Below are 17,757 nucleotides of genomic sequence, written 5' to 3' on the forward strand. Positions count from 1 at the left end.
CTTAAAAGCATGCGGACTGCGGGCAAGAGCCCGGCAGTTCGCGAAATGTGGTCCGGGTGTTCACCATGGTTTGGCAAACCCGTCAACCATATGGGCATCGCGTCCGACAAAAACGCGGGTCAAAACAGCGGGATTTGCATATGGGCGACACCGTTCAGCAGTTTTTCGCGGTCAAGGCGAGGATCGCCGCCGCCGAGCAGGAGGCTGGCCGTGAAGCCGGCGCGGTGACGCTGGTGGCGGTCTCCAAGACCTTCGACGCCGTCGATATCCAACCCGTGATCGAGGCCGGGCAGCGCGTCTTCGGCGAGAACCGCGTCCAGGAAACACAAGGCAAATGGCCTGACCTGAAGGAGGCTTTCCCCGACATTGAATTGCACCTGATCGGCCCGCTGCAGTCGAACAAGGCCAAGGAGGCGGTAGCGCTGTTCGACGTCATCGAAACGGTGGATCGCGAAAAGATCGCCGCCGAGCTCACCAAGGAAATTGTCCGGCAAGGTCGGGCGCCAAAACTCTATGTCCAGGTGAATACCGGTTCCGAACCGCAAAAGGCCGGCATCGAACCGCGCGAGGCGGTCGCCTTCGTCAAACGCTGCCGGGAAGTCCACGGCCTCACCATCGAAGGCCTGATGTGCATCCCGCCGGCTGACGAGAATCCCGGCCCGCACTTCGCCTTGCTGGAAAAACTGGCGCGGGAGGCCGGCGTCGCCGGACTGTCGATGGGCATGTCGGGCGATTACGAAACGGCGATCGCCTTTGGCGCCACCAGCATACGAGTCGGCTCCGCCATCTTCGGCAGCCGCTAGCCGTTGGGCCAGATCGACGAGGTCGCTGCACCAGCACTGGAAACGAAACGTACCGTTCCTATTTGTTTCGTGTCATCACACATTTCTCTGGAGCTTTCGCCATGCGCTACAATCAGCTTGGAAATACCGGGCTTTTCGTTTCCGAACTTTGCCTCGGCACCATGACCTTCGGCGCCGCCGGCCAGAACGCCCAATGGGGCCTGATCGCCAGCCTCGACCAGAAGGGCGTCAACGAGATCGTCGGCCGTTCGATTGCCGCCGGTGTCAACTTCTTCGACACGGCGGACGTCTATTCCTTCGGCGAGTCCGAACGCCTGCTCGGCCAGTCGCTCCGGGATCTCGGCATTGCCAGGTCGAGCGTGGTCATCGCCACCAAGGTCCATGCCGCCACCGGCGACGGGCCGAACCAGCGCGGCTCCTCGCGCGGCCACATCATGGATTCGGTCGATGCCAGCCTCGAACGGCTGCAGCTCGACCATATCGATCTCTATCAGTTGCACGGCACCGACGCGGTAACGCCGATCGACGAAACGCTGCGGGCACTCGACGATCTCGTCTCCAGCGGCAAGGTCCGCTATGTCGGCGTGTCCAACTGGCAGGCCTGGCGCATCGCCAAGGCGCTCGGCATCGCCGACCGCAAGGGCTTTGCCGGCTTCGAGACCATCCAGTCCTATTATTCGATCGCCGGCCGCGACCTCGAACGCGAGATCGTGCCGCTGATCAACGAGGAGAAGCTCGGCCTGATGGTGTGGTCGCCGATGGCCGGCGGCCTGCTGTCCGGCAAATACGGCCCTGGCGCGCCGGGCAATGGCGAGGGCCGCCGCGCGTCCTTCAACTTCCCGCCGGTCAACGAGGAGCGCGCCTGGGCAGCGGTCGCCGCCATGCGCGAGGTCGCCAGGAAGCATGATGTCAGCGTCGCCACCGTGGCGCTCGGCTATGTCCTGGCCAAGCCTTTCGTCATGAGCGTGATAATCGGCGCCAGCCGCATGGAGCAGCTCGAACAAAACCTCGCCGCCACCAGCCTCAAGCTCGATGCCGACGATCTCGCCAGGCTGGATGAGGTGAGCGCCTTGCCGGCCGAATATCCCGGCTGGATGGTCGAGCGCCAGGGCGCCGGCCGGCGTCCGGCGCCCTTCGTCCCTAAGGCATAGCCTGCGGGAAAGCCGGCCTTTTCGAAGCCGCGTATCCCATGGACGCGCGGCTCCAACTACAGCCGAACCGTCTCGGCCAGGAAATCGAGAAAGGCCCGCACCCGTGCCGGCAGATGGCGGCCCTGGCCGACATAGACGGCGTGCGTCGCCTCCTCGTCGCCCGGGTTGAAATCCTCCAGCAGCGGCACCAGCCGCCCGGCGGCGATATCGGCCGCCACATGCCAGCGCGCCAGCCGGGAAATGCCTACCCCGGCCAGCGTCATCAGCCGCATTGCCTCGCCATCGCTGACCAGCGCGTTGCCGGTGATCGGGATCATGACGGCATTGCCCTGCGCGTCGAGGAACGGCCAGCCGTCAATATGCCTGACGAAGCCGAAGCCCATCCGGTTGTGTGTGTCGAGATCGGCTGGCGTCAGCGGCGTGCCATGCGGCTCGAGGTAGGAAGGGGCCGCAACGAGGACCACCGGGCTCTGCCCGAGCTTGCGCGCCACCAGCCGTGATTCGCCGAGCGGCCCGGCCCGGATCGCTACATCGGCGCGTTCGGCCATCAGGTCGATGACACTGTCGGTCAGCACCAGATCGACCGAGATTTCGGGATAGCGTTCGAGGAAGCGCGGCAGCAGCGGGATCAGCCGGTGCACCCCGAACGGCACGTAGGTGTTGACGCGCAGCCGCCCGCGCGGCGCGGCGCCCGCGGCCGCCTCACGCTCAGCCGCCGCCATGTCGGCAAGGATGCGTAGCCCGCTTTCATAAAACGCCGCCCCTTCCGGCGTCAGCAGCAGCTTGCGCGTCGAGCGGCTGACCAGCCGCGCGCCAAGCCGGGCTTCCAGCCGCGCGATCAGCTTGCTGACGGCCGACGGCGTCATGCGCAGCGCGCGCGCCGCGGCGGAAAAGCTGCCTGCCTCGACAACGCGCACGAAGACTTCGATCTCGCCGGAACGGTTTATGTCGGGTCTGGCCATCTGTGAATCTATTTCACAGAAAATATGCCCTGATCAAGTCTGGTTCACAGCACTCGGCAACACGATCTTCCCGGTCGGGGCGCGGGTTGGACAGGCGCTCATCGCCTGAACGGCCCGTCTTTCAAAGTGGAAACGCCATGCCTCTTGCTCTCTACGCCCTCGCCGCCGGTGCCTTTGGCATCGGTGTCACCGAATTCGTCATCATGGGCCTGCTCATCGATGTCAGTAAGGATCTTGGTGTGTCGATCTCGGCCGCCGGCCAATTGATCTCGGGTTATGCGCTCGGTGTCGTCATCGGTGCACCCCTGTTGACCATCGCCACCGGCAACTGGCCGCGCAAAACCGTGCTGCTGGCGCTGATGGCGATCTTCACGATTGGCAACCTCGCCTGTGCGCTGGCGCCCGATTACTGGACGCTGATGGGTGCCCGCATCATCACCGCCTTTGCCCACGGCACTTTCTTCGGCGTTGGCTCGGTGGTCGCCACTGGTCTGGTCGCGCCCAACAGGAAGGCTTCGGCGATCGCGCTGATGTTCACCGGCCTGACCATCGCCAACATCCTCGGCGTACCTTTCGGCACCTGGCTCGGCCAGGCTTTTGGCTGGCGCGCGACCTTCTGGGCAGTGACCGCGGTCGGCCTCGCGGCCTTCGCCGTCATCCTGGCCCTGGTGCCGCGTGGCCAGGCGACGCCGGAGAAGAGCGACTTGCGCGCCGATCTCGCTGTGCTGCGCCGAACGCCCGTCCTGCTCGGCCTCGCCACTACGGTGCTCGGCTATGCCGGCGTCTTCGCCGTCTTCACCTACATCGCTCCGTTGCTCACCGAGATCAGCGGCTTCGGGGAAGCAGCCGTGTCGCCGATTCTGCTCGTCTTCGGCGGTGGCCTCATCGCCGGCAATCTCGCAGGCGGCAAGGTCGCCGATCGCTGGCTGGTGCCGGCGGTGCTCGGCAGTCTCGTGGTGCTGGCGCTGGTGCTTGCCACGATGAGCTTCGCCATCCACAGCCAGGTCATGGCCGTGATCTATGTCGGCCTGCTCGGTGCGGCCGCCTTCGCCACCGTGGCGCCACTGCAGATGTGGGTGCTGGAAAAGGCGCAAGGCGCCGGCCAAAGCCTGGCCTCATCGTTCAACATCGCCGCCTTCAATCTCGGCAATGCCGCCGGCGCCTGGCTTGGCGGCGCGGTCATCGCCCATGGCCTTGGACTGGGTTCGCTCACTTGGGTCGCTGCCCTGCTGCCGCTCGCGGCACTCGCCGTGGCCGGACTGGCGCTGCGCCTCGATCGCGGCGCCACATCAGGCGCGCCCGCCTCCGTCCGGTTGTGACATCAGCCGACATCCGAATCGCCTCACTTCTTCACAAACCACCAGGAGCAAGAAAATGGACTATCGACGTCTCGGCGCATCGGGTTTGAAGGTCCCGGCGCTTTCATTCGGCGCCGGAACCTTCGGCGGATCCGGCCCACTGTTCGGCGCCTGGGGCAACAGCGACGCGCAAGAAGCGCGGCGGCTTATCGACATCTGCCTCGAGGCCGGCGTCAACCTCTTCGACACCGCCGACGTCTATTCGAACGGCGCCTCGGAAGAGGTGCTCGGCGAGGCGATAAAAGGCCGCCGCGACGCCGTTCTGATCTCGACCAAGACCGCGCTGCCGATGGGCGACGGCCCGGCCGACCACGGCTCGTCACGCTCGCGGCTGATCAAGTCGGTCGATGCCGCGCTGAAGCGTCTCGGCACCGACTATATCGACCTGCTGCAGCTGCACGCCTTCGATGCCGGGACGCCGATCGAGGAAGTTCTGGCGACGCTGGACGGCCTCGTTCGCTCCGGCAAGCTGCGTTATGTCGGTGTTTCCAACTTCTCCGGCTGGCAAGTGATGAAGTCGCTCGGCTTGGCGCAGACGCACGGCTACCCACGCTATGTCGCGCACCAGGTCTACTATTCGCTGCTCGGCCGCGACTATGAATGGGAGCTGATGCCGCTCGGCCTCGACCAGGGCGTCGGCGCGTTGGTGTGGAGTCCGCTCGGCTGGGGCCGCCTGACCGGCAAGATCCGCCGTGGCCAGCCCTTGCCGGAAAAGAGCCGACTGCACGAGACCGCGAGCTTCGGCCCGCCGGTCGAGGACGAACATCTCTACAGGGTCATGGAGGCGCTTGACGCGGTGGCTGAGGAGACCGGCAAGACGGTTCCGCAAATCGCCATTAACTGGCTGCTGCAGCGCCCGACCGTCTCATCTGTTATCATCGGCGCCCGCAACGAGGAGCAACTGCGCCAGAACCTCGGCGCCGTCGGTTGGACGCTGACGCCGGAGCAGGTCAAGAAGCTGGACGCGGCGAGCGAAGTCACCGCCCCCTATCCGTACTTCCCCTATCGGCGGCAGGAAGGCTTCGCACGGCTGAACCCGCCGGCGGTGTGATTGATAGGCGCTAACAGGTTACGTCGCGGGACAGCGCCCCCCTCTGTCCTGCCGGATTGTCCGGCAGGACAGAGGGGGGCGCCGTAGGACGCCTTCCTCGACAGCCATCGTCGCCCTATCCGACCCTCAGTGCAGGACGAACTCCCCATCCACCTTGCGCCATTCATTCGGCGCGATCAGCTTCTGGTGCGTATAGACCACCGAATGCAGCGGCCCATCCAGCTTGGCTTTCCAGAATTCGATGAACCGGATCAGCACCGGGAACTTCGGAGCGATGTCGTAGTCCTGCCAGACGAAGCTCTGCAGGAGATGCGGGTGGTCGGGAAAATGATAAAGAATCTTGGCCGTGGTCAGGCCGTAGCCTTTGAGCATCAGGTCCATTTCAAGATGGTCGCGCATTGCGGTCCCCAAGGTTGATTCTCCTTTCCTCCCAGGCACCAATTGTGCGCGCCGTTACTTAACTGTCTATTGATTTTTCTTGATCGCAAAACGAACTTTTCCCACGAAAACATGCAGTTAGCAGCGAACCGTTTCGAGTGCTGACAGTCTCGAAAAGCGCCCCTGCGGCATCCCGCCGCGCGAATCCAACGTCTAATATTGCCGTCGCGGCGGAACTGGTAATAATGCCGCCGAATTCGCGGCTGCGTCGCCGCGATCCCGCAGGCGTTTCAAGCTGGCGGATTGGTTCGGGAGGAAAGCCAAGAAATGTCCGAGGTTCATGTTCATCGCGTCAAGCCGGCGTGGAAGAAGAACGCCCTGATCGACAATGACACCTACCTAAAATGGTATGCCGACAGCGTGAAAAACCCGGACAAGTTTTGGGGCAAGCACGGCAAGCGCATCGACTGGTTCAAGCCCTTCTCCAAGGTTAAGAACACCTCCTTCGACGGCAAGGTCTCCATCAAGTGGTTCGAGGATGGCCAGACCAATGTCTCGTACAATTGCATCGACCGCCACCTGAAGAAGCGCGGTGACCAGACCGCCATCATCTGGGAAGGCGACAACCCTTACGACGACAAGAAAATCACCTACAACGAGCTCTACGAGCATGTCTGCCGGCTCGCCAATGTGATGAAGAAGCACGGCGTCAAGAAAGGCGACCGCGTCACCATCTACATGCCGATGATCCCGGAGGCGGCCTACGCGATGCTGGCCTGCACGCGTATCGGCGCCATCCATTCGGTCGTCTTCGGCGGCTTTTCGCCGGATGCGCTTGCCGGCCGCATCGTCGACTGCGAATCGACCTTCGTCATCACATCGGATGAAGGCCTGCGTGGAGGAAAACCCATTCCTCTCAAGGACAACACCGACAAGGCGATCGACATCGCCGCCAAGCACCACGTCATGGTCAAGAACGTCGTGGTCGTGCGCCGCACGGGCGCCAAGATCGGCTGGGCGCCGGGCCGCGATGTCTGGTATCACGACGAAGTCGCGACGGTGAAGTCCGAGTGCAAGCCGGAGAGAATGAAGGCGGAAGATCCGCTGTTCATCCTCTACACGTCGGGCTCGACCGGCAAGCCGAAAGGCGTGCTGCACACCACCGCCGGCTATCTCGTCTATGTGTCGATGACGCACCAATATGTCTTCGACTATCATGACGGCGACATCTACTGGTGCACCGCCGATGTCGGCTGGGTGACCGGCCACAGCTACATCGTCTACGGGCCGCTCGCCAACGGCGCCACGACGCTGATGTTCGAAGGTGTGCCGAACTACCCCTCGCAGTCACGCTTCTGGGAGGTCATCGACAAGCACAAGGTCAACATCTTCTACACCGCGCCCACGGCGCTGCGCGCGCTGATGGGCGCCGGCAACGACCCGGTGAAGAAGACGTCGCGCAAGTCGCTGCGTGTGCTGGGCTCCGTCGGCGAGCCGATCAACCCGGAAGCCTGGGAGTGGTATTTCAACGTCGTCGGCGACGGCAAGGTGCCGATCGTCGACACATGGTGGCAGACCGAGACCGGCGGCATCCTGATCACGCCGCTGCCCGGCGCCACCGACCTCAAGCCGGGTTCGGCGACGCGGCCCTTCTTCGGCGTCAAGCCGCAGCTGGTCGACGGCGAGGGCAAGGTGTTGGAGGGTGCGGCCGATGGCAATCTCTGCATCACCGATTCCTGGCCGGGCCAGATGCGCACCGTCTATGGCGATCACGACCGTTTCGTGCAGACCTATTTCTCGACCTACAAGGGCAAGTACTTCACCGGTGACGGCTGCCGCCGCGATGCCGATGGCTATTACTGGATCACCGGCCGCGTCGACGACGTCATCAACGTCTCCGGCCACCGCATGGGTACCGCCGAGGTCGAATCGGCGCTGGTCAGCCATGAGAAAGTCTCGGAAGCCGCAGTCGTCGGCTATCCCCATGATATCAAGGGCCAGGGCATCTACAGCTACGTCACCTTGATGAGGGGCGTCGAAGCGACCGAAGATCTGCGCAAGGAACTTGTCGCCCATGTCCGCAAGGAGATCGGCGCCATCGCCACGCCTGACAAGATCCAGTTCGCGCCCGGCCTGCCCAAGACCCGCTCGGGCAAGATCATGCGCCGCATCCTGCGCAAGATCGCCGAGGACGATTTCGGCGCCCTTGGCGACACCTCGACGCTTGCCGATCCGGCCGTGGTCGACGACCTCGTCGCCAACCGGCAGAACAAGAAGGGCTGACGCCGGCCATGGCCGCGGTCGGCTGCGTTGCCGAACTCTGGCGCTATCCGGCGAGTTCGCTCGCCGGCGAGCGGCTGGAGGCGATCGCGGTTGGCACCGACAGTATCGAGGGCGACCGTATGTTCGGCCTCGTCGATACGTCGGACAACGAGATCGCCCGGCCCGATCGTGACGCCAAGTGGCACAAGGTGCCGCGCATCAGGACCCGGTTGAGCCATGATCGCGTACTGGAAATCGCCGTTCCCGGCGGCGACTGGCTCAGCGCGCCAGGCCCCGAATGCGACCGCGCGGTGTCGAACTATCTTGGCTTTGCCGCCTCGATTCGCCCGTTCGGCCGCGAGAACGCCCCGCCCGCCTATGCCGGCCCGCTGACGCAGGCGCGCTACAAGAAGGCGCCGATCCATCTCCTGACCACGGCCTCGCTGGCGCGGCTGAAGGCACTGCATCCCGATGGTGCCGCCGATCCGCGCCGCTTCCGCCCCAACATCGTCGTCGACATGGCTCCAGTCGACGGCTCGTTTCCCGAAACCGAATGGATCGGCCGCAAGCTCGCCATCGGCGACCTCGTCTTGACCATCTCCGAGCCATGCCGCCGCTGCGGCTTCACCATCATTGCCCAGGACGGTTTCGACAACGATCCCGGCATCCTGCGCAATCTGGTGCGCTACAACGCACACAATCTCGGCGTCTATTGCACCGTCGACCAACCCGGCCGTGTCGATATCGGTGCGCCGATGCGTTTCGTGGCGGCATAGCCCCGTAGCGCGCCGCCCTGGTGCGATAGAGATGTGGCCTCCCTCTTCACGCTGCCTGTAATACGCATGACAGAAAACCGCGCCATACAGCTGGCGCGGCTCGCCTTGCCGCTTCCGTCGTCCACCAATTTCAGATCCCACCAATCGGAGTGCCTATGACTTCCCTGCCCATCCTTGGCGCGGCCATGACCCTGGACGACCTTGAGATCCACCGCGACTGGCTTTTCGAAAGGCAGCGTGACCTCGAATTGCAAAGCTTCGCCGAGGCCAGCGTTCTTAACGGCGACTGGGCACCGCTCGCCGCCCGCGCCAGAAAGCTTCTCGACGGCCACAAGGGGCGGCTCGGGATTCACGGACCTTTCTGGGGCTTCACCATCGCCTCGCAGGACCCCGATATCCGCGGCGTCGTCAGCAAACGCCTGCTGCAAGGTCTCGATGTCTGCGCCGCCGTCGGCGCGACGCACATGGTCGTCCATAGCCCTACACGACCTGGTCCTACAACAACCTCGACAACAATCCCGGCGAGCGCGAAAAAATCACCGAGTACTGCCACCTGACACTGCGCGACGCCGTCAAGCGGGCCGAAGACATCGGCTGCACCATGGTGCTCGAAAACATTGAGGACAAGGATCCGCACATCCGCGTGGCCTTGGCCGACAGCTTCAAGTCGCCCGCGGTCGCGGTCTCCATCGACACCGGCCACGCCTACTATGCCCATGGCTCGACCGGCGCTCCACCGGTGGACTACTTTGTGCACGCCGCCGGCAACCGCCTGCAGCATGTCCATCTGCAGGATGCCGACGGCTACGCCGATCGTCATTGGAGCCTCGGCGAAGGCACGATCCAATGGCGTTCTGTCTTTGCCGCGCTCGCCAGGCTCGAAAGCAATCCGCGCCTCATCATCGAGATCAGGGACAAGTCCCGGATACCGGCTTCGGCGGCCTATATCGCCTCGCTCGGCATCGCCGAATAGGGCCCGAGCTCGGCGCGCCGCGCTACCGGTAGAGATCCGCCCGCGTCGGCGGCAAGCCACTTGGACCCCGCGCGCGCTTTGTGGCGACGGTCTGGAATATCTGAGCCGAGGCGCGTTCGAAGGTGATGGAGCAACCGCTCAGGTAAAGCAGCCACAGCCGCGCCTTGGCTTCGCCGACCTCGGCGATCGCCTCGCCGAACCGCGCCTGCAGACGCTCGGCCCACAGCCTGCAGGTGCGGGCATAGTGCTCGCGCAAATTCTCGACATCGTAGACGAGGAAGCCGTGTGCTTCGAGATTGCCGAGCGTCATGCCGATCGTGTCCAGCTCGCCACCCGGGAAGATGTATTTGATCAGTGCCTTGTATTCCGGCCCCTTGCGCAGGGTCTTCTTGATGTCGCCCTTGCTGCGCCTTGTGATGGCGTGATGCAGATAGATGCCGCCCGGCTTCAGCAGCCGGTGGACGGCGGAGAAGTAGGCCGCATGGTTTGCCAGGCCTAGATGTTCGAACATACCGATGGACGATATCTTGTCGAAGGTGCCGGTCAGCTCCGCGTAGGACTTTATCTCGATGGTGATCTTGTCCCCCAGACCCTCGGCGCGAATGCGCTCGCGGGCTAGCGAGGTCTGGGCTTGCGACAGCGAAACGCCGTGTCCGACGACACCATAATTTTTCGCGGCGTGGATCAGCATCGCGCCCCAGCCGCAGCCGATATCGAGCAATCTTTCACCGGGTTTCAGCCGAAGCTTGCGGCAGATATGGTCGAGCTTGTCGACCTGCGCCTCGTCGATGCCGTTTGCGAAATCCTGGAAATACCCGCAGCTATAGACCATGCGCTCGTCGAGAAAGAGCCCATAGAAGGCATTCGAGATATCATAGTGATGCTGGATCGCCTCCTTGCTGGAGCCGCTGACGAACGGGTTGCGACCGGCGAGATCTACCCGCGACGTCATCTGCTTTCTCGAAAACAACACCGCCGGCAAGTCACGCAGAAGCGCCCGTTTCGGCAAAGTCTTCAGCTTCGGCCGCAGCTTGCCCGTCGAAGGCAGGGCATAGAAATCGAACAGCGATCCGTCTTCGATGTCGACTGCCTTGGAAATCCACATCTCGATAAGGGTCGACAGGGACGGTCGGCGAACGATCTGCCAGACAATGTCGTGGTCGTTGATGATCAGCACGGGGCCGGTGGCAGGGCCGATCCGCTCACCTGTCCACAGCCTGACCGCGAAGCTGGGTTTCACCGCCTCGACTACCGTTCTAACGATGCGCGCCGCTCTTTCGGTGGCGTCCATGTCCTTCCCCCCGCGGTCGATGGCTCAATCTTGTCCGTTTAAGACCTGGATCGCAAGCCGGAGCATGCGGCGCCATCTTCCGGCAAGGACGCCTTTTTCAGCAGGGCACTTGTCATTTGCTGCAACGCACCCCATCATGAAGGTGTGTTCAACGAACTGAAAGGAGGTGATCCGATGTCGAGTGATTTCGTTTTCCAGAACGTGGCCTCAGCGGATTGCACTTTCGGGAAGCAGTCTTCCCGTTAAGGCGCGAGATGCGCGGCGGGTCACCGCCATTGAGCCGCGCCATGGACGGAAACACGGAAGGCCGCCGGCTTCGAAAGAAGCGGCGGCCTTTTCCGTTTCGCGGATTATTGGGTCAGTATGACCTTTTCGGTGTTGCGGATGATTTCCTGAAAGGCATCGTCCAATTCACTTCCGGTGGACACCTCGAAATAATGTTTCTCGGTGGCGGAGGCGTCTTTCGACGAACAATCCTTTAGCACCGCCTTTGCCTGGTCCCGCTCGGTTGCCGACATGTCCTTATCGTTCAGGTCGAAGCCGATGGTGAAAATCTCGATGCCGTCATTTTTCATGTTGCCGCACAGCGTTTCAGCATTGCCGCGCGCAAGGTTACCCTGGCCGTTGTAGCTCCCGGCGGCACCCGCGAAGGCCGTATTGAACTGGCCATCGGTCATCAGGATTGCGACCTTTGCAATCTTCTTTCCATTGGCATTCGAAGCGCCGTTGCCGAGGCCGGCATTCTTGATCGCGCTGCGCCATTGCGGCGACAGCATATAATAGGTCCACTGAATGGCGATTGCGCCGGCTGTATAACCACCGGCCCGGAAGTCGTCGATCGAATCAAGCAATGCATCGGAATCCGCGGTCAGCGGGATCACTTGCGCGTCAGGACACCTGTTCATTCCTTCGCCGCCGAGATGATCATCCCGATTGACCAGGGCATAATATTTCTTGCCGTTCCTGTCTGTGCGAACAGTGTCTGGGCCGTCGGCGCTCAAATCCGCGTCGCCGTTTTTGTTCTTGCGCTCCGTAGCGCAATTATCCGGGCGCGGCATGGCCGCACCAACAATGGAGATGTAGTCGCTGAAGGACGGCAGCAGATTTTTGCCCGTCTTGGCAACCAGAAGCGAACTGCCGGCGACGGGTGGCAGTTCAGAACTCCCTTGCTTTTCGGCATAGACGTTCTCCGCCAGTTTGCCGGCGTTCACGCCAGATGCATAAGGCACAATCGCGACACGAACGCGGGGGTTCTTCGAGTCCTGGTTCTCGAGCATCGTCTGGACGGCATTTCGCGCAGCTGCTTTCAGGTCGCCGATCTTGTTGACGTTGCCCCGTTTGGCCATCGATCCCGTTATGTCGAGCATCATGGCCACCTCTATCTGCTTGTCGGAATAGAGCGCTGTGGTGGAAGCGCCGACGCGCTGCATGGCACCGGTGCTGAACAACGGGAAATAGAGGCCGACATCGACGTGGGCATCCGCCTGGACCGTATTGGCGGTCCTGTCGACGATCAGCTTGTCGAGCACGATCTGGCCGGCGTGCAGCATGCCCGCCGTGCTGTTGGCTTCCAGAAAAGCCTGCACGGATTTGTTGGCGTCGGCTTCCTTGATGGCACCGGTGGTCAGGTCACGCGCCGTCGATGTTACAGCCGCATCGACCACGCCCTGCAGGCTCGATTTGGCATTGTAGAGCTGGGTCACATTGACCGAAAAGCCCGCGACCAGCGCCAAGACCGAGGCGGCAAAGCCGAACAGGACCGCGAAATTTCCACCGCGATCCCTGGCCAACCCGCCGACCGCGTGAACAAGACCCCCGTAATTCCGCATCCAACAGCCTCCGCTTGCCTCGGCCTCGTCGCCGCGGACAGGGCAGTGCAGGATTCCAGCCGGATGACGCGGCGATCGGACCGCAGACCAGGAGTTCGCCAGCAGAACATTGTTTTTGTTGGATTTTCACAGCGCAGGAAGGTGAATGACCGGTAAACGTCGGACTGTATTCGCGCGCGCGTTTACCGGACGCTTACCATGCGAGACCAAAGACCTCGTGGGGTGTGCGGCGACGTCTTGTTGCGGAACAGCGTCTCTGTGCCGCAACGGGTCAACTGTACCAGGACAGCTGTGTTGAGATTCAGGTGAGGCAATTGCAGGCCGCCTCATCCGAATATCGACATGCCTAGGCCAGCATCTGTGCGCTGGCCGTCCTGTCGATACCGTGGTGGGGTGGATTGAACAGCCTGCCTTCCTGCTCGTAGGTCCATACCTTGAACAAGGTAAGCCGGTGCGGGCCGAAACTGTGCAGCAAGGGAACGTCGGTGGCATCGCGGCCGCGCGCGATGACGACGCGACCAATTCTGGGCCGGTTATGGCGCGGATCGAACGTGTACCACTTGCCGTCGAGGAATGCTTCCATCCAGGCTGAGAAATCCATCGGCGCCGGATCGGCCGGCACGCCGATGTCGCCGAGATAGCCGTTCACGTAGCGCGCCGGAATGTTCATGCAACGGCAAAGCGTGATCGCCAGATGGGCGAAGTCGCGGCACACTCCGACACGTTCCTCGTGCGCCTGCGCGGCGGTGCGAGTCGAACGCGCATAGCCGTAGCCGAAAGACAGCCGGTTGTGGACATAATCGACGATTGCCTGTACGCGCGCCCAGCCGGAGGGAAGATGGCCGAAAAGCTGCCAGGCGAGATTGCTCAAATGATCTGTCTCGCAATAGCGGCTGCCGAGGAGATAGCCGAGCACCTCGTCGGGCAATTCGGCGACCGGCATTTCCCTGGCCAGCGTATTGATCTCGTCCGTCTCGCCGCTGTCCTCGATCACCGCGTCGTAGAGGATGCGAAAGCCGCCGGCGGGGGCAGTGAAGCGGCGGCAGGCATTGCCGTGCAGGTCATGGTAGAGCCGAGTCGGCACCGAAGGCGACGTCAGCACCCGCGTCTGCCGCTTGATATCGGCCTGCCTGTCCCGGTGAATCTCGAGCAGCGAAATCACCGGCGTCGGCTCTGTGCATTCAATGGCGATTTCGTAGCCGAGCCGTATCAGCATCGCGTCCCCCTTCGATGGTCATGGAGATAGTGTGGCTGAAACGCGGTTGGGGGATGGTGGTTCCCTGGACCGTCCGAAAAGGCGTTTTCGCGCCTTTCCATGCCGGCGCCTGGAAGATACGGTTGCGCTCTTCCCCAAGGCACACCCCGCAATCCAAGGAAAATCATGTACCCAGGCAAGAAATTCGCCGCCTTTCTCTTTGACATGGACGGCACGCTCATCAATTCCATCGCCTCGGCGGAGCGGGTATGGAGTGATTGGGCACGACGTCACGGCCTCGACGTCGCCGCCTTCCTGCCGACCATCCATGGCGTGCGGGCGATCGAGACCATCACCGCCCTGGCGCTCCCGGGCGTCGATCCGACGCACGAAGCCGACCTGCTCCTGAAGGCGGAAGCGGCCGATCTGGATGGCATTCTCCAGATCGCCGGCGCCGTTGCGTTCCTCAATTCGCTGCCACCGGAGCGCTGGGCGATCGTAACCTCGGCGCCACGCTCGCTGGCGCTTGCACGCATGAAGGTCGCCGGCATTCCTGTCCCAGCGGTCCTCGTCGCGGCGGAGGATGTTTCCCGCGGCAAGCCGGCGCCCGATTGCTTCCAGCTCGGCGCGAGACGGCTTGGCTTCGACGCGCGCGATTGTCTGGTGTTCGAGGATGCGCCGGCCGGCATTGCGGCGGCCGAGGCGGCGGGCGCTTCGGTCATGGTGATCAACGCCACGCACGAGCACGCGCTGCAGACCCCGCATGCCGCGATATCGGCCTATGACATCGTCGGCCTCACGGTCGACGAGCAAGGCTGGCTGGCGCTCGAGCCCCAGCGCAGTGCCGCTTAGTCTGGGCGCACCAGCTATGGCGAGATACGCCGGCCGGCCTCAGCTGAATATCGACACACTCTAAAAGTCGCTGGTCAGGCCTTTGATCTCCCAGTCGCCATAGCGGCCGGGCTCCTTGCCGCCACGGCCACCGATCTCTTTCGGCAGGGCGGCTTCCTGCGCGAGATAGTCGGTGCGTCGTGCGTCTGCTTCCGCCAGCGCCCGGCGGGCGGCTGGCGTCAAATCTTTCCGCGGCGCATTGCCATCGCCGGCGTGCGTTTTACTGGTTTCGTCGTTCATGCGATATTTCCCGCGGATTGAAACAGGAACAGGCGTTTCCCATCATATAGCGATGACCTCGCAAGGATCGACCCTTTTTCACCACCATCGCGACAGGAGCAGACGATGAACACCATTCGCACCGCCATGCTTCTCGCCGCCATGACGGCGCTGTTCATGGGCGTCGGCTTTTTGATCGGCGGCTCGGGCGGCATGATGGTCGCGCTGGTGGTCGCCGCCGGTACCAATCTGTTCAGCTATTGGAACGCCGACAAGATGGTGCTGTCGATGAACCGCGCCGTCGAGGTCGACGAGAAGAACGCGCCGGAATATTACGCCATCGTCCAGGCACTGGCCAAGCAGGCCGGGCTGCCGATGCCGAAAACCTATCTGATCGACAATCCGCAGCCGAATGCCTTTGCCACCGGCCGCAACCCGCAGAACGCGGCGGTGGCCGCCTCGACGGGCCTGTTGCAGCGGCTGACCCACGAAGAGGTCGCCGCCGTGATGGCGCATGAGCTCGCCCACGTCCAGCACCGCGACACGCTGACCATGGCCATCGTCGCCACCTTTGCCGGTGCCATCTCGATGCTCGGCAATTTCGCCTTTTTCCTCGGCGGCAACCGCGAAAACAATCCGTTCGGCTTTGTCGGCGTGCTGGCGGCGATGATCGTGGCGCCCTTCGCGGCCATGATCGTGCAGATGGCGGTCAGCCGCACCCGCGAATATGAGGCCGACCGGCGCGGCGCCGAAATCTGTGGACACCCGCTGTGGCTGGCCTCCGCGCTTGACAAGATCGCCCGCGGGGCCGAACGCATTCCCAACCCCGACGCCGAGCGCAATCCGGCAATGGCGCATCTCTTCATCATCAACCCCCTGCATGGCGAGCGCATGGACAGTCTGTTCTCCACCCATCCGAGCACCGACAACCGCATCGCCGCGCTGCAGGCGATGGCGCGCGAAATGGGCGATGGCGCTGCGCGGGCCACGCAGCGCCAGACACAGACGCCGCCGCGGGCGGACGAGCCGCAGGCGGCCGGACCGTGGGGCAAGCCGGCCGAACCGGAACAACAGGCCGAACCGGCCAGCCCGAAATCCAATCCGTGGGGCCGCAACCCGACCGGACCCAAGGGCCGGTGGTCGTGAGCGTGGCGGGCAGAGCACCTCGACGCACGGTTTCAGGCGATCAGGAACACAATGCCGGCGGCGAGTTCGTTGCCGGCCTTGCCGCGCGCAAGGCGGCGGCGCGGCTGCTGGCCGCCGTCATCGACGCCCGCACGCCGCTTGATGGCCTGACCGACCACGAGAACGGCCATCCGCAATACAAGGCGCTCGATTTGCGCGACCGTGGCCTTGTGCGCGCCATACTGGTCACCGCGCTGCGTTACCGCATGACCATATCGGGATTGCTGGCGCGGCGCCTGGAAAAGCCGCTGCCGCCCAACGCGACCGCCTTGTCGCACATACTGCATGTGGCGGCGGCCCAGATCCTGTTCCTCGACATTCCCGACAGCGCGGCCGTCGACCTCGCCGTGACGCACGCCAAGTCCGACCCCCGCACGCAGCGTTTTTCCGGCCTGGTCAACGGCGTGCTGCGCACGCTCGCGCGCGCCAAGGAGGCCGAACTTCCGGCAGTGCTTGCCGCCACCGACGAAGCGCCGAAATGGTTTTCCGACCGGCTGAAGGCGGCCTACGGCGCCGAGAAGGCTGGGCAGATCCTGGCCGCCCATCGCCACGAGGCGCCGGTCGACTTCTCGGTCAAGGCCGATGCCGAACTCTGGGCCGAAAAGCTCGGCGGCATAGTCCTGCCAACCGGCACGGTGCGCGTGGAGAAGCTTGCCGGCCCTGTCACCGAACTGCCTGGCTTCGCCGAAGGCGCCTGGTGGGTCCAGGATGCGGCCGCCAGCTTGCCGGCAAGACTGTTCGGCGATGTCGGCGGATTGCGCATCGCCGATCTCTGCGCCGCGCCCGGCGGCAAGACAGCTCAGCTGATCCTGGCCGGCGCCAGGGTCACCGCCGTCGATACCTCGAAGAACCGGCTTGCGCGGCTGGAGCAGAACCTCGACCGCCTCGGACTGTCCGCCGAAATCGTCCAGGCCGACCTGCTCAAATACGAGCCGGCGGCGTTGTTCGACGCCGTGCTCCTCGACGCACCATGTTCCTCGACCGGCACGGTGCGGCGGCATCCCGACGTGCCGTGGACCAAGACGGCGGCGGACGTCGAAAAACTCGCCGACCTGCAGCGCAGGCTGCTCGCCCGCGCCGTCACGCTGGTCAGGCCCGGCGGCCGGATCGTCTTTTCCAATTGTTCGCTCGACCCGCTCGAAGGTGAAGAACTGCATCGTTCCTTCCTCAAGGACGCGGCTACGGTCATTGACGATCCGCTGCATCAGGGCGAGATCGCCGGCATCGATTCGTTCCTGACGCAGCAAGGCACGCTGCGCACCACGCCCGCCGATCTCGACCTCGGCGCGCCGGAGCGCTCCGGTCTGGACGGCTTCTTCGCCGCGCGTATGCGCCGCGCCGGCTAAGCGTGTAACCGCCCGGATTTGTTGACTTTTTTAGGACGAGCCAGGGTTAAGACCGGGTTAACTGGACCCGTTGCCAGGAATTCGCCT

At 63.5% G+C, this 17,757-nt stretch carries 15 protein-coding genes and 1 pseudogene; 10 read left to right on the forward strand and 6 right to left on the reverse strand.

Annotation, left to right across the window (positions count from 1 at the left end):
* Positions 1 to 140 precede the first annotated feature (140 nt).
* Both EN824_RS23845 and EN824_RS23850 read left to right on the forward strand, forming a co-directional pair.
* Complete coding sequence (locus EN824_RS23845; protein ID WP_127873373.1) at positions 141 to 803, forward strand: YggS family pyridoxal phosphate-dependent enzyme; 663 nt, start codon at positions 141 to 143, stop codon at positions 801 to 803.
* A 101-nt stretch (positions 804 to 904) separates the two neighbouring features.
* On the forward strand, positions 905 to 1,954 hold the full coding sequence (locus EN824_RS23850; protein WP_127873372.1) for an aldo/keto reductase: 1,050 nt from the start codon (positions 905 to 907) through the stop codon (positions 1,952 to 1,954).
* Between the two features lie 56 nt (positions 1,955 to 2,010).
* Here the strand turns inward: EN824_RS23850 and EN824_RS23855 are convergent, their stop codons facing one another.
* On the reverse strand, positions 2,011 to 2,916 hold the full coding sequence (locus tag EN824_RS23855) for a LysR family transcriptional regulator (protein ID WP_127873371.1): 906 nt from the start codon (positions 2,914 to 2,916) through the stop codon (positions 2,011 to 2,013).
* Between the two features lie 137 nt (positions 2,917 to 3,053).
* Between EN824_RS23855 and EN824_RS23860 the strand changes: the two genes are divergently transcribed.
* Positions 3,054 to 4,235 carry an MFS transporter gene (locus EN824_RS23860; protein WP_127277733.1) on the forward strand — a complete coding sequence of 394 codons (1,182 nt, stop codon included), beginning with the start codon at positions 3,054 to 3,056 and terminating at the stop codon, positions 4,233 to 4,235.
* 55 nt (positions 4,236 to 4,290) lie between these two features.
* Complete coding sequence (locus EN824_RS23865) at positions 4,291 to 5,325, forward strand: aldo/keto reductase (RefSeq protein WP_127277734.1); 1,035 nt, start codon at positions 4,291 to 4,293, stop codon at positions 5,323 to 5,325.
* A gap of 126 nt (positions 5,326 to 5,451) precedes the next feature.
* Here EN824_RS23865 and EN824_RS23870 read toward each other — a convergent pair whose 3' ends face one another.
* A complete protein-coding gene (locus EN824_RS23870) occupies positions 5,452 to 5,724 on the reverse strand; it encodes an usg protein (RefSeq protein ID WP_023784217.1) in 273 nt (90 codons plus the stop codon).
* A 306-nt stretch (positions 5,725 to 6,030) separates the two neighbouring features.
* On the opposite strand from EN824_RS23870, the gene acs reads away from it, so the two are divergent.
* The 3 genes and pseudogenes from acs (at position 6,031) to EN824_RS23885 (ending at position 9,714) form a co-directional block, all read left to right on the forward strand.
* Positions 6,031 to 7,986, forward strand: a complete 1,956-nt coding sequence (gene acs / locus EN824_RS23875) for an acetate--CoA ligase (protein WP_135932750.1) — start codon at positions 6,031 to 6,033, stop codon at positions 7,984 to 7,986.
* Between the two features lie 8 nt (positions 7,987 to 7,994).
* Positions 7,995 to 8,741 (forward strand): MOSC domain-containing protein, encoded by a 747-nt coding sequence (locus EN824_RS23880; RefSeq protein WP_135932751.1) that lies wholly within the window; start codon positions 7,995 to 7,997, stop codon positions 8,739 to 8,741.
* 155 nt (positions 8,742 to 8,896) lie between these two features.
* Positions 8,897 to 9,714, forward strand: a pseudogene (locus EN824_RS23885) (sugar phosphate isomerase/epimerase family protein).
* 22 nt (positions 9,715 to 9,736) lie between these two features.
* Here EN824_RS23885 and EN824_RS23890 read toward each other — a convergent pair.
* The 3 genes from EN824_RS23890 to EN824_RS23900 form a co-directional block, all read right to left on the reverse strand.
* Entirely contained in the window at positions 9,737 to 11,005 is a 1,269-nt protein-coding gene (locus EN824_RS23890; protein WP_135932752.1) for a cyclopropane-fatty-acyl-phospholipid synthase family protein, read from the reverse strand.
* A 350-nt stretch (positions 11,006 to 11,355) separates the two neighbouring features.
* Positions 11,356 to 12,834: a pilus assembly protein gene (locus tag EN824_RS23895; protein WP_135932753.1), complete on the reverse strand. Its 1,479-nt coding sequence runs from the start codon at positions 12,832 to 12,834 to the stop codon at positions 11,356 to 11,358.
* A 346-nt stretch (positions 12,835 to 13,180) separates the two neighbouring features.
* A complete protein-coding gene (locus EN824_RS23900; protein ID WP_127277740.1) occupies positions 13,181 to 14,050 on the reverse strand; it encodes a transglutaminase family protein in 870 nt (289 codons plus the stop codon).
* A gap of 165 nt (positions 14,051 to 14,215) precedes the next feature.
* Between EN824_RS23900 and EN824_RS23905 the strand changes: the two genes are divergently transcribed.
* Positions 14,216 to 14,881 carry an HAD-IA family hydrolase gene (locus EN824_RS23905; RefSeq protein WP_135932754.1) on the forward strand — a complete coding sequence of 222 codons (666 nt, stop codon included), beginning with the start codon at positions 14,216 to 14,218 and terminating at the stop codon, positions 14,879 to 14,881.
* 60 nt (positions 14,882 to 14,941) lie between these two features.
* On the opposite strand, the gene EN824_RS23910 is transcribed toward EN824_RS23905, so the two are convergent.
* Positions 14,942 to 15,160: a DUF1674 domain-containing protein gene (locus tag EN824_RS23910; RefSeq protein WP_135863315.1), complete on the reverse strand. Its 219-nt coding sequence runs from the start codon at positions 15,158 to 15,160 to the stop codon at positions 14,942 to 14,944.
* Positions 15,161 to 15,265: 105 nt separating this feature from the next.
* Here EN824_RS23910 and htpX point away from each other — a divergent pair, with 105 nt between their 5' ends.
* The gene (gene htpX / locus EN824_RS23915) at positions 15,266 to 16,285 is read left to right on the forward strand and encodes a zinc metalloprotease HtpX (protein WP_135932755.1); all 1,020 of its coding nucleotides are present in this window, start codon (positions 15,266 to 15,268) and stop codon (positions 16,283 to 16,285) included.
* Positions 16,282 to 17,670, forward strand: a complete 1,389-nt coding sequence (locus EN824_RS23920) for an RsmB/NOP family class I SAM-dependent RNA methyltransferase (protein WP_189522216.1) — start codon at positions 16,282 to 16,284, stop codon at positions 17,668 to 17,670. Before htpX ends, EN824_RS23920 begins: the two co-directional genes overlap by 4 nt.
* The last annotated feature ends 87 nt before the right edge of the window (positions 17,671 to 17,757 follow it).

The sequence above is a fragment of the Mesorhizobium sp. M8A.F.Ca.ET.181.01.1.1 genome (genome assembly GCF_004792025.1).
Lineage (GTDB): Bacteria > Pseudomonadota > Alphaproteobacteria > Rhizobiales > Rhizobiaceae > Mesorhizobium.

What these genes read in the sequence shown, in the direction of transcription:
- EN824_RS23845 (WP_127873373.1), top strand. Translation starts at nt 141, where the DNA reads ATGGGCGACACCGTTCAGCAGTTTTTCGCGGTCAAGGCGAGGATCGCC.
- EN824_RS23850 (WP_127873372.1), top strand. Translation starts at nt 905, where the DNA reads ATGCGCTACAATCAGCTTGGAAATACCGGGCTTTTCGTTTCCGAACTT.
- EN824_RS23855 (WP_127873371.1), bottom strand. Translation starts at nt 2,916, where the DNA reads ATGGCCAGACCCGACATAAACCGTTCCGGCGAGATCGAAGTCTTCGTG.
- EN824_RS23860 (WP_127277733.1), top strand. Translation starts at nt 3,054, where the DNA reads ATGCCTCTTGCTCTCTACGCCCTCGCCGCCGGTGCCTTTGGCATCGGT.
- EN824_RS23865 (WP_127277734.1), top strand. Translation starts at nt 4,291, where the DNA reads ATGGACTATCGACGTCTCGGCGCATCGGGTTTGAAGGTCCCGGCGCTT.
- EN824_RS23870 (WP_023784217.1), bottom strand. Translation starts at nt 5,724, where the DNA reads ATGCGCGACCATCTTGAAATGGACCTGATGCTCAAAGGCTACGGCCTG.
- acs (WP_135932750.1), top strand. Translation starts at nt 6,031, where the DNA reads ATGTCCGAGGTTCATGTTCATCGCGTCAAGCCGGCGTGGAAGAAGAAC.
- EN824_RS23880 (WP_135932751.1), top strand. Translation starts at nt 7,995, where the DNA reads ATGGCCGCGGTCGGCTGCGTTGCCGAACTCTGGCGCTATCCGGCGAGT.
- EN824_RS23890 (WP_135932752.1), bottom strand. Translation starts at nt 11,005, where the DNA reads ATGGACGCCACCGAAAGAGCGGCGCGCATCGTTAGAACGGTAGTCGAG.
- EN824_RS23895 (WP_135932753.1), bottom strand. Translation starts at nt 12,834, where the DNA reads ATGCGGAATTACGGGGGTCTTGTTCACGCGGTCGGCGGGTTGGCCAGG.
- EN824_RS23900 (WP_127277740.1), bottom strand. Translation starts at nt 14,050, where the DNA reads ATGCTGATACGGCTCGGCTACGAAATCGCCATTGAATGCACAGAGCCG.
- EN824_RS23905 (WP_135932754.1), top strand. Translation starts at nt 14,216, where the DNA reads ATGTACCCAGGCAAGAAATTCGCCGCCTTTCTCTTTGACATGGACGGC.
- EN824_RS23910 (WP_135863315.1), bottom strand. Translation starts at nt 15,160, where the DNA reads ATGAACGACGAAACCAGTAAAACGCACGCCGGCGATGGCAATGCGCCG.
- htpX (WP_135932755.1), top strand. Translation starts at nt 15,266, where the DNA reads ATGAACACCATTCGCACCGCCATGCTTCTCGCCGCCATGACGGCGCTG.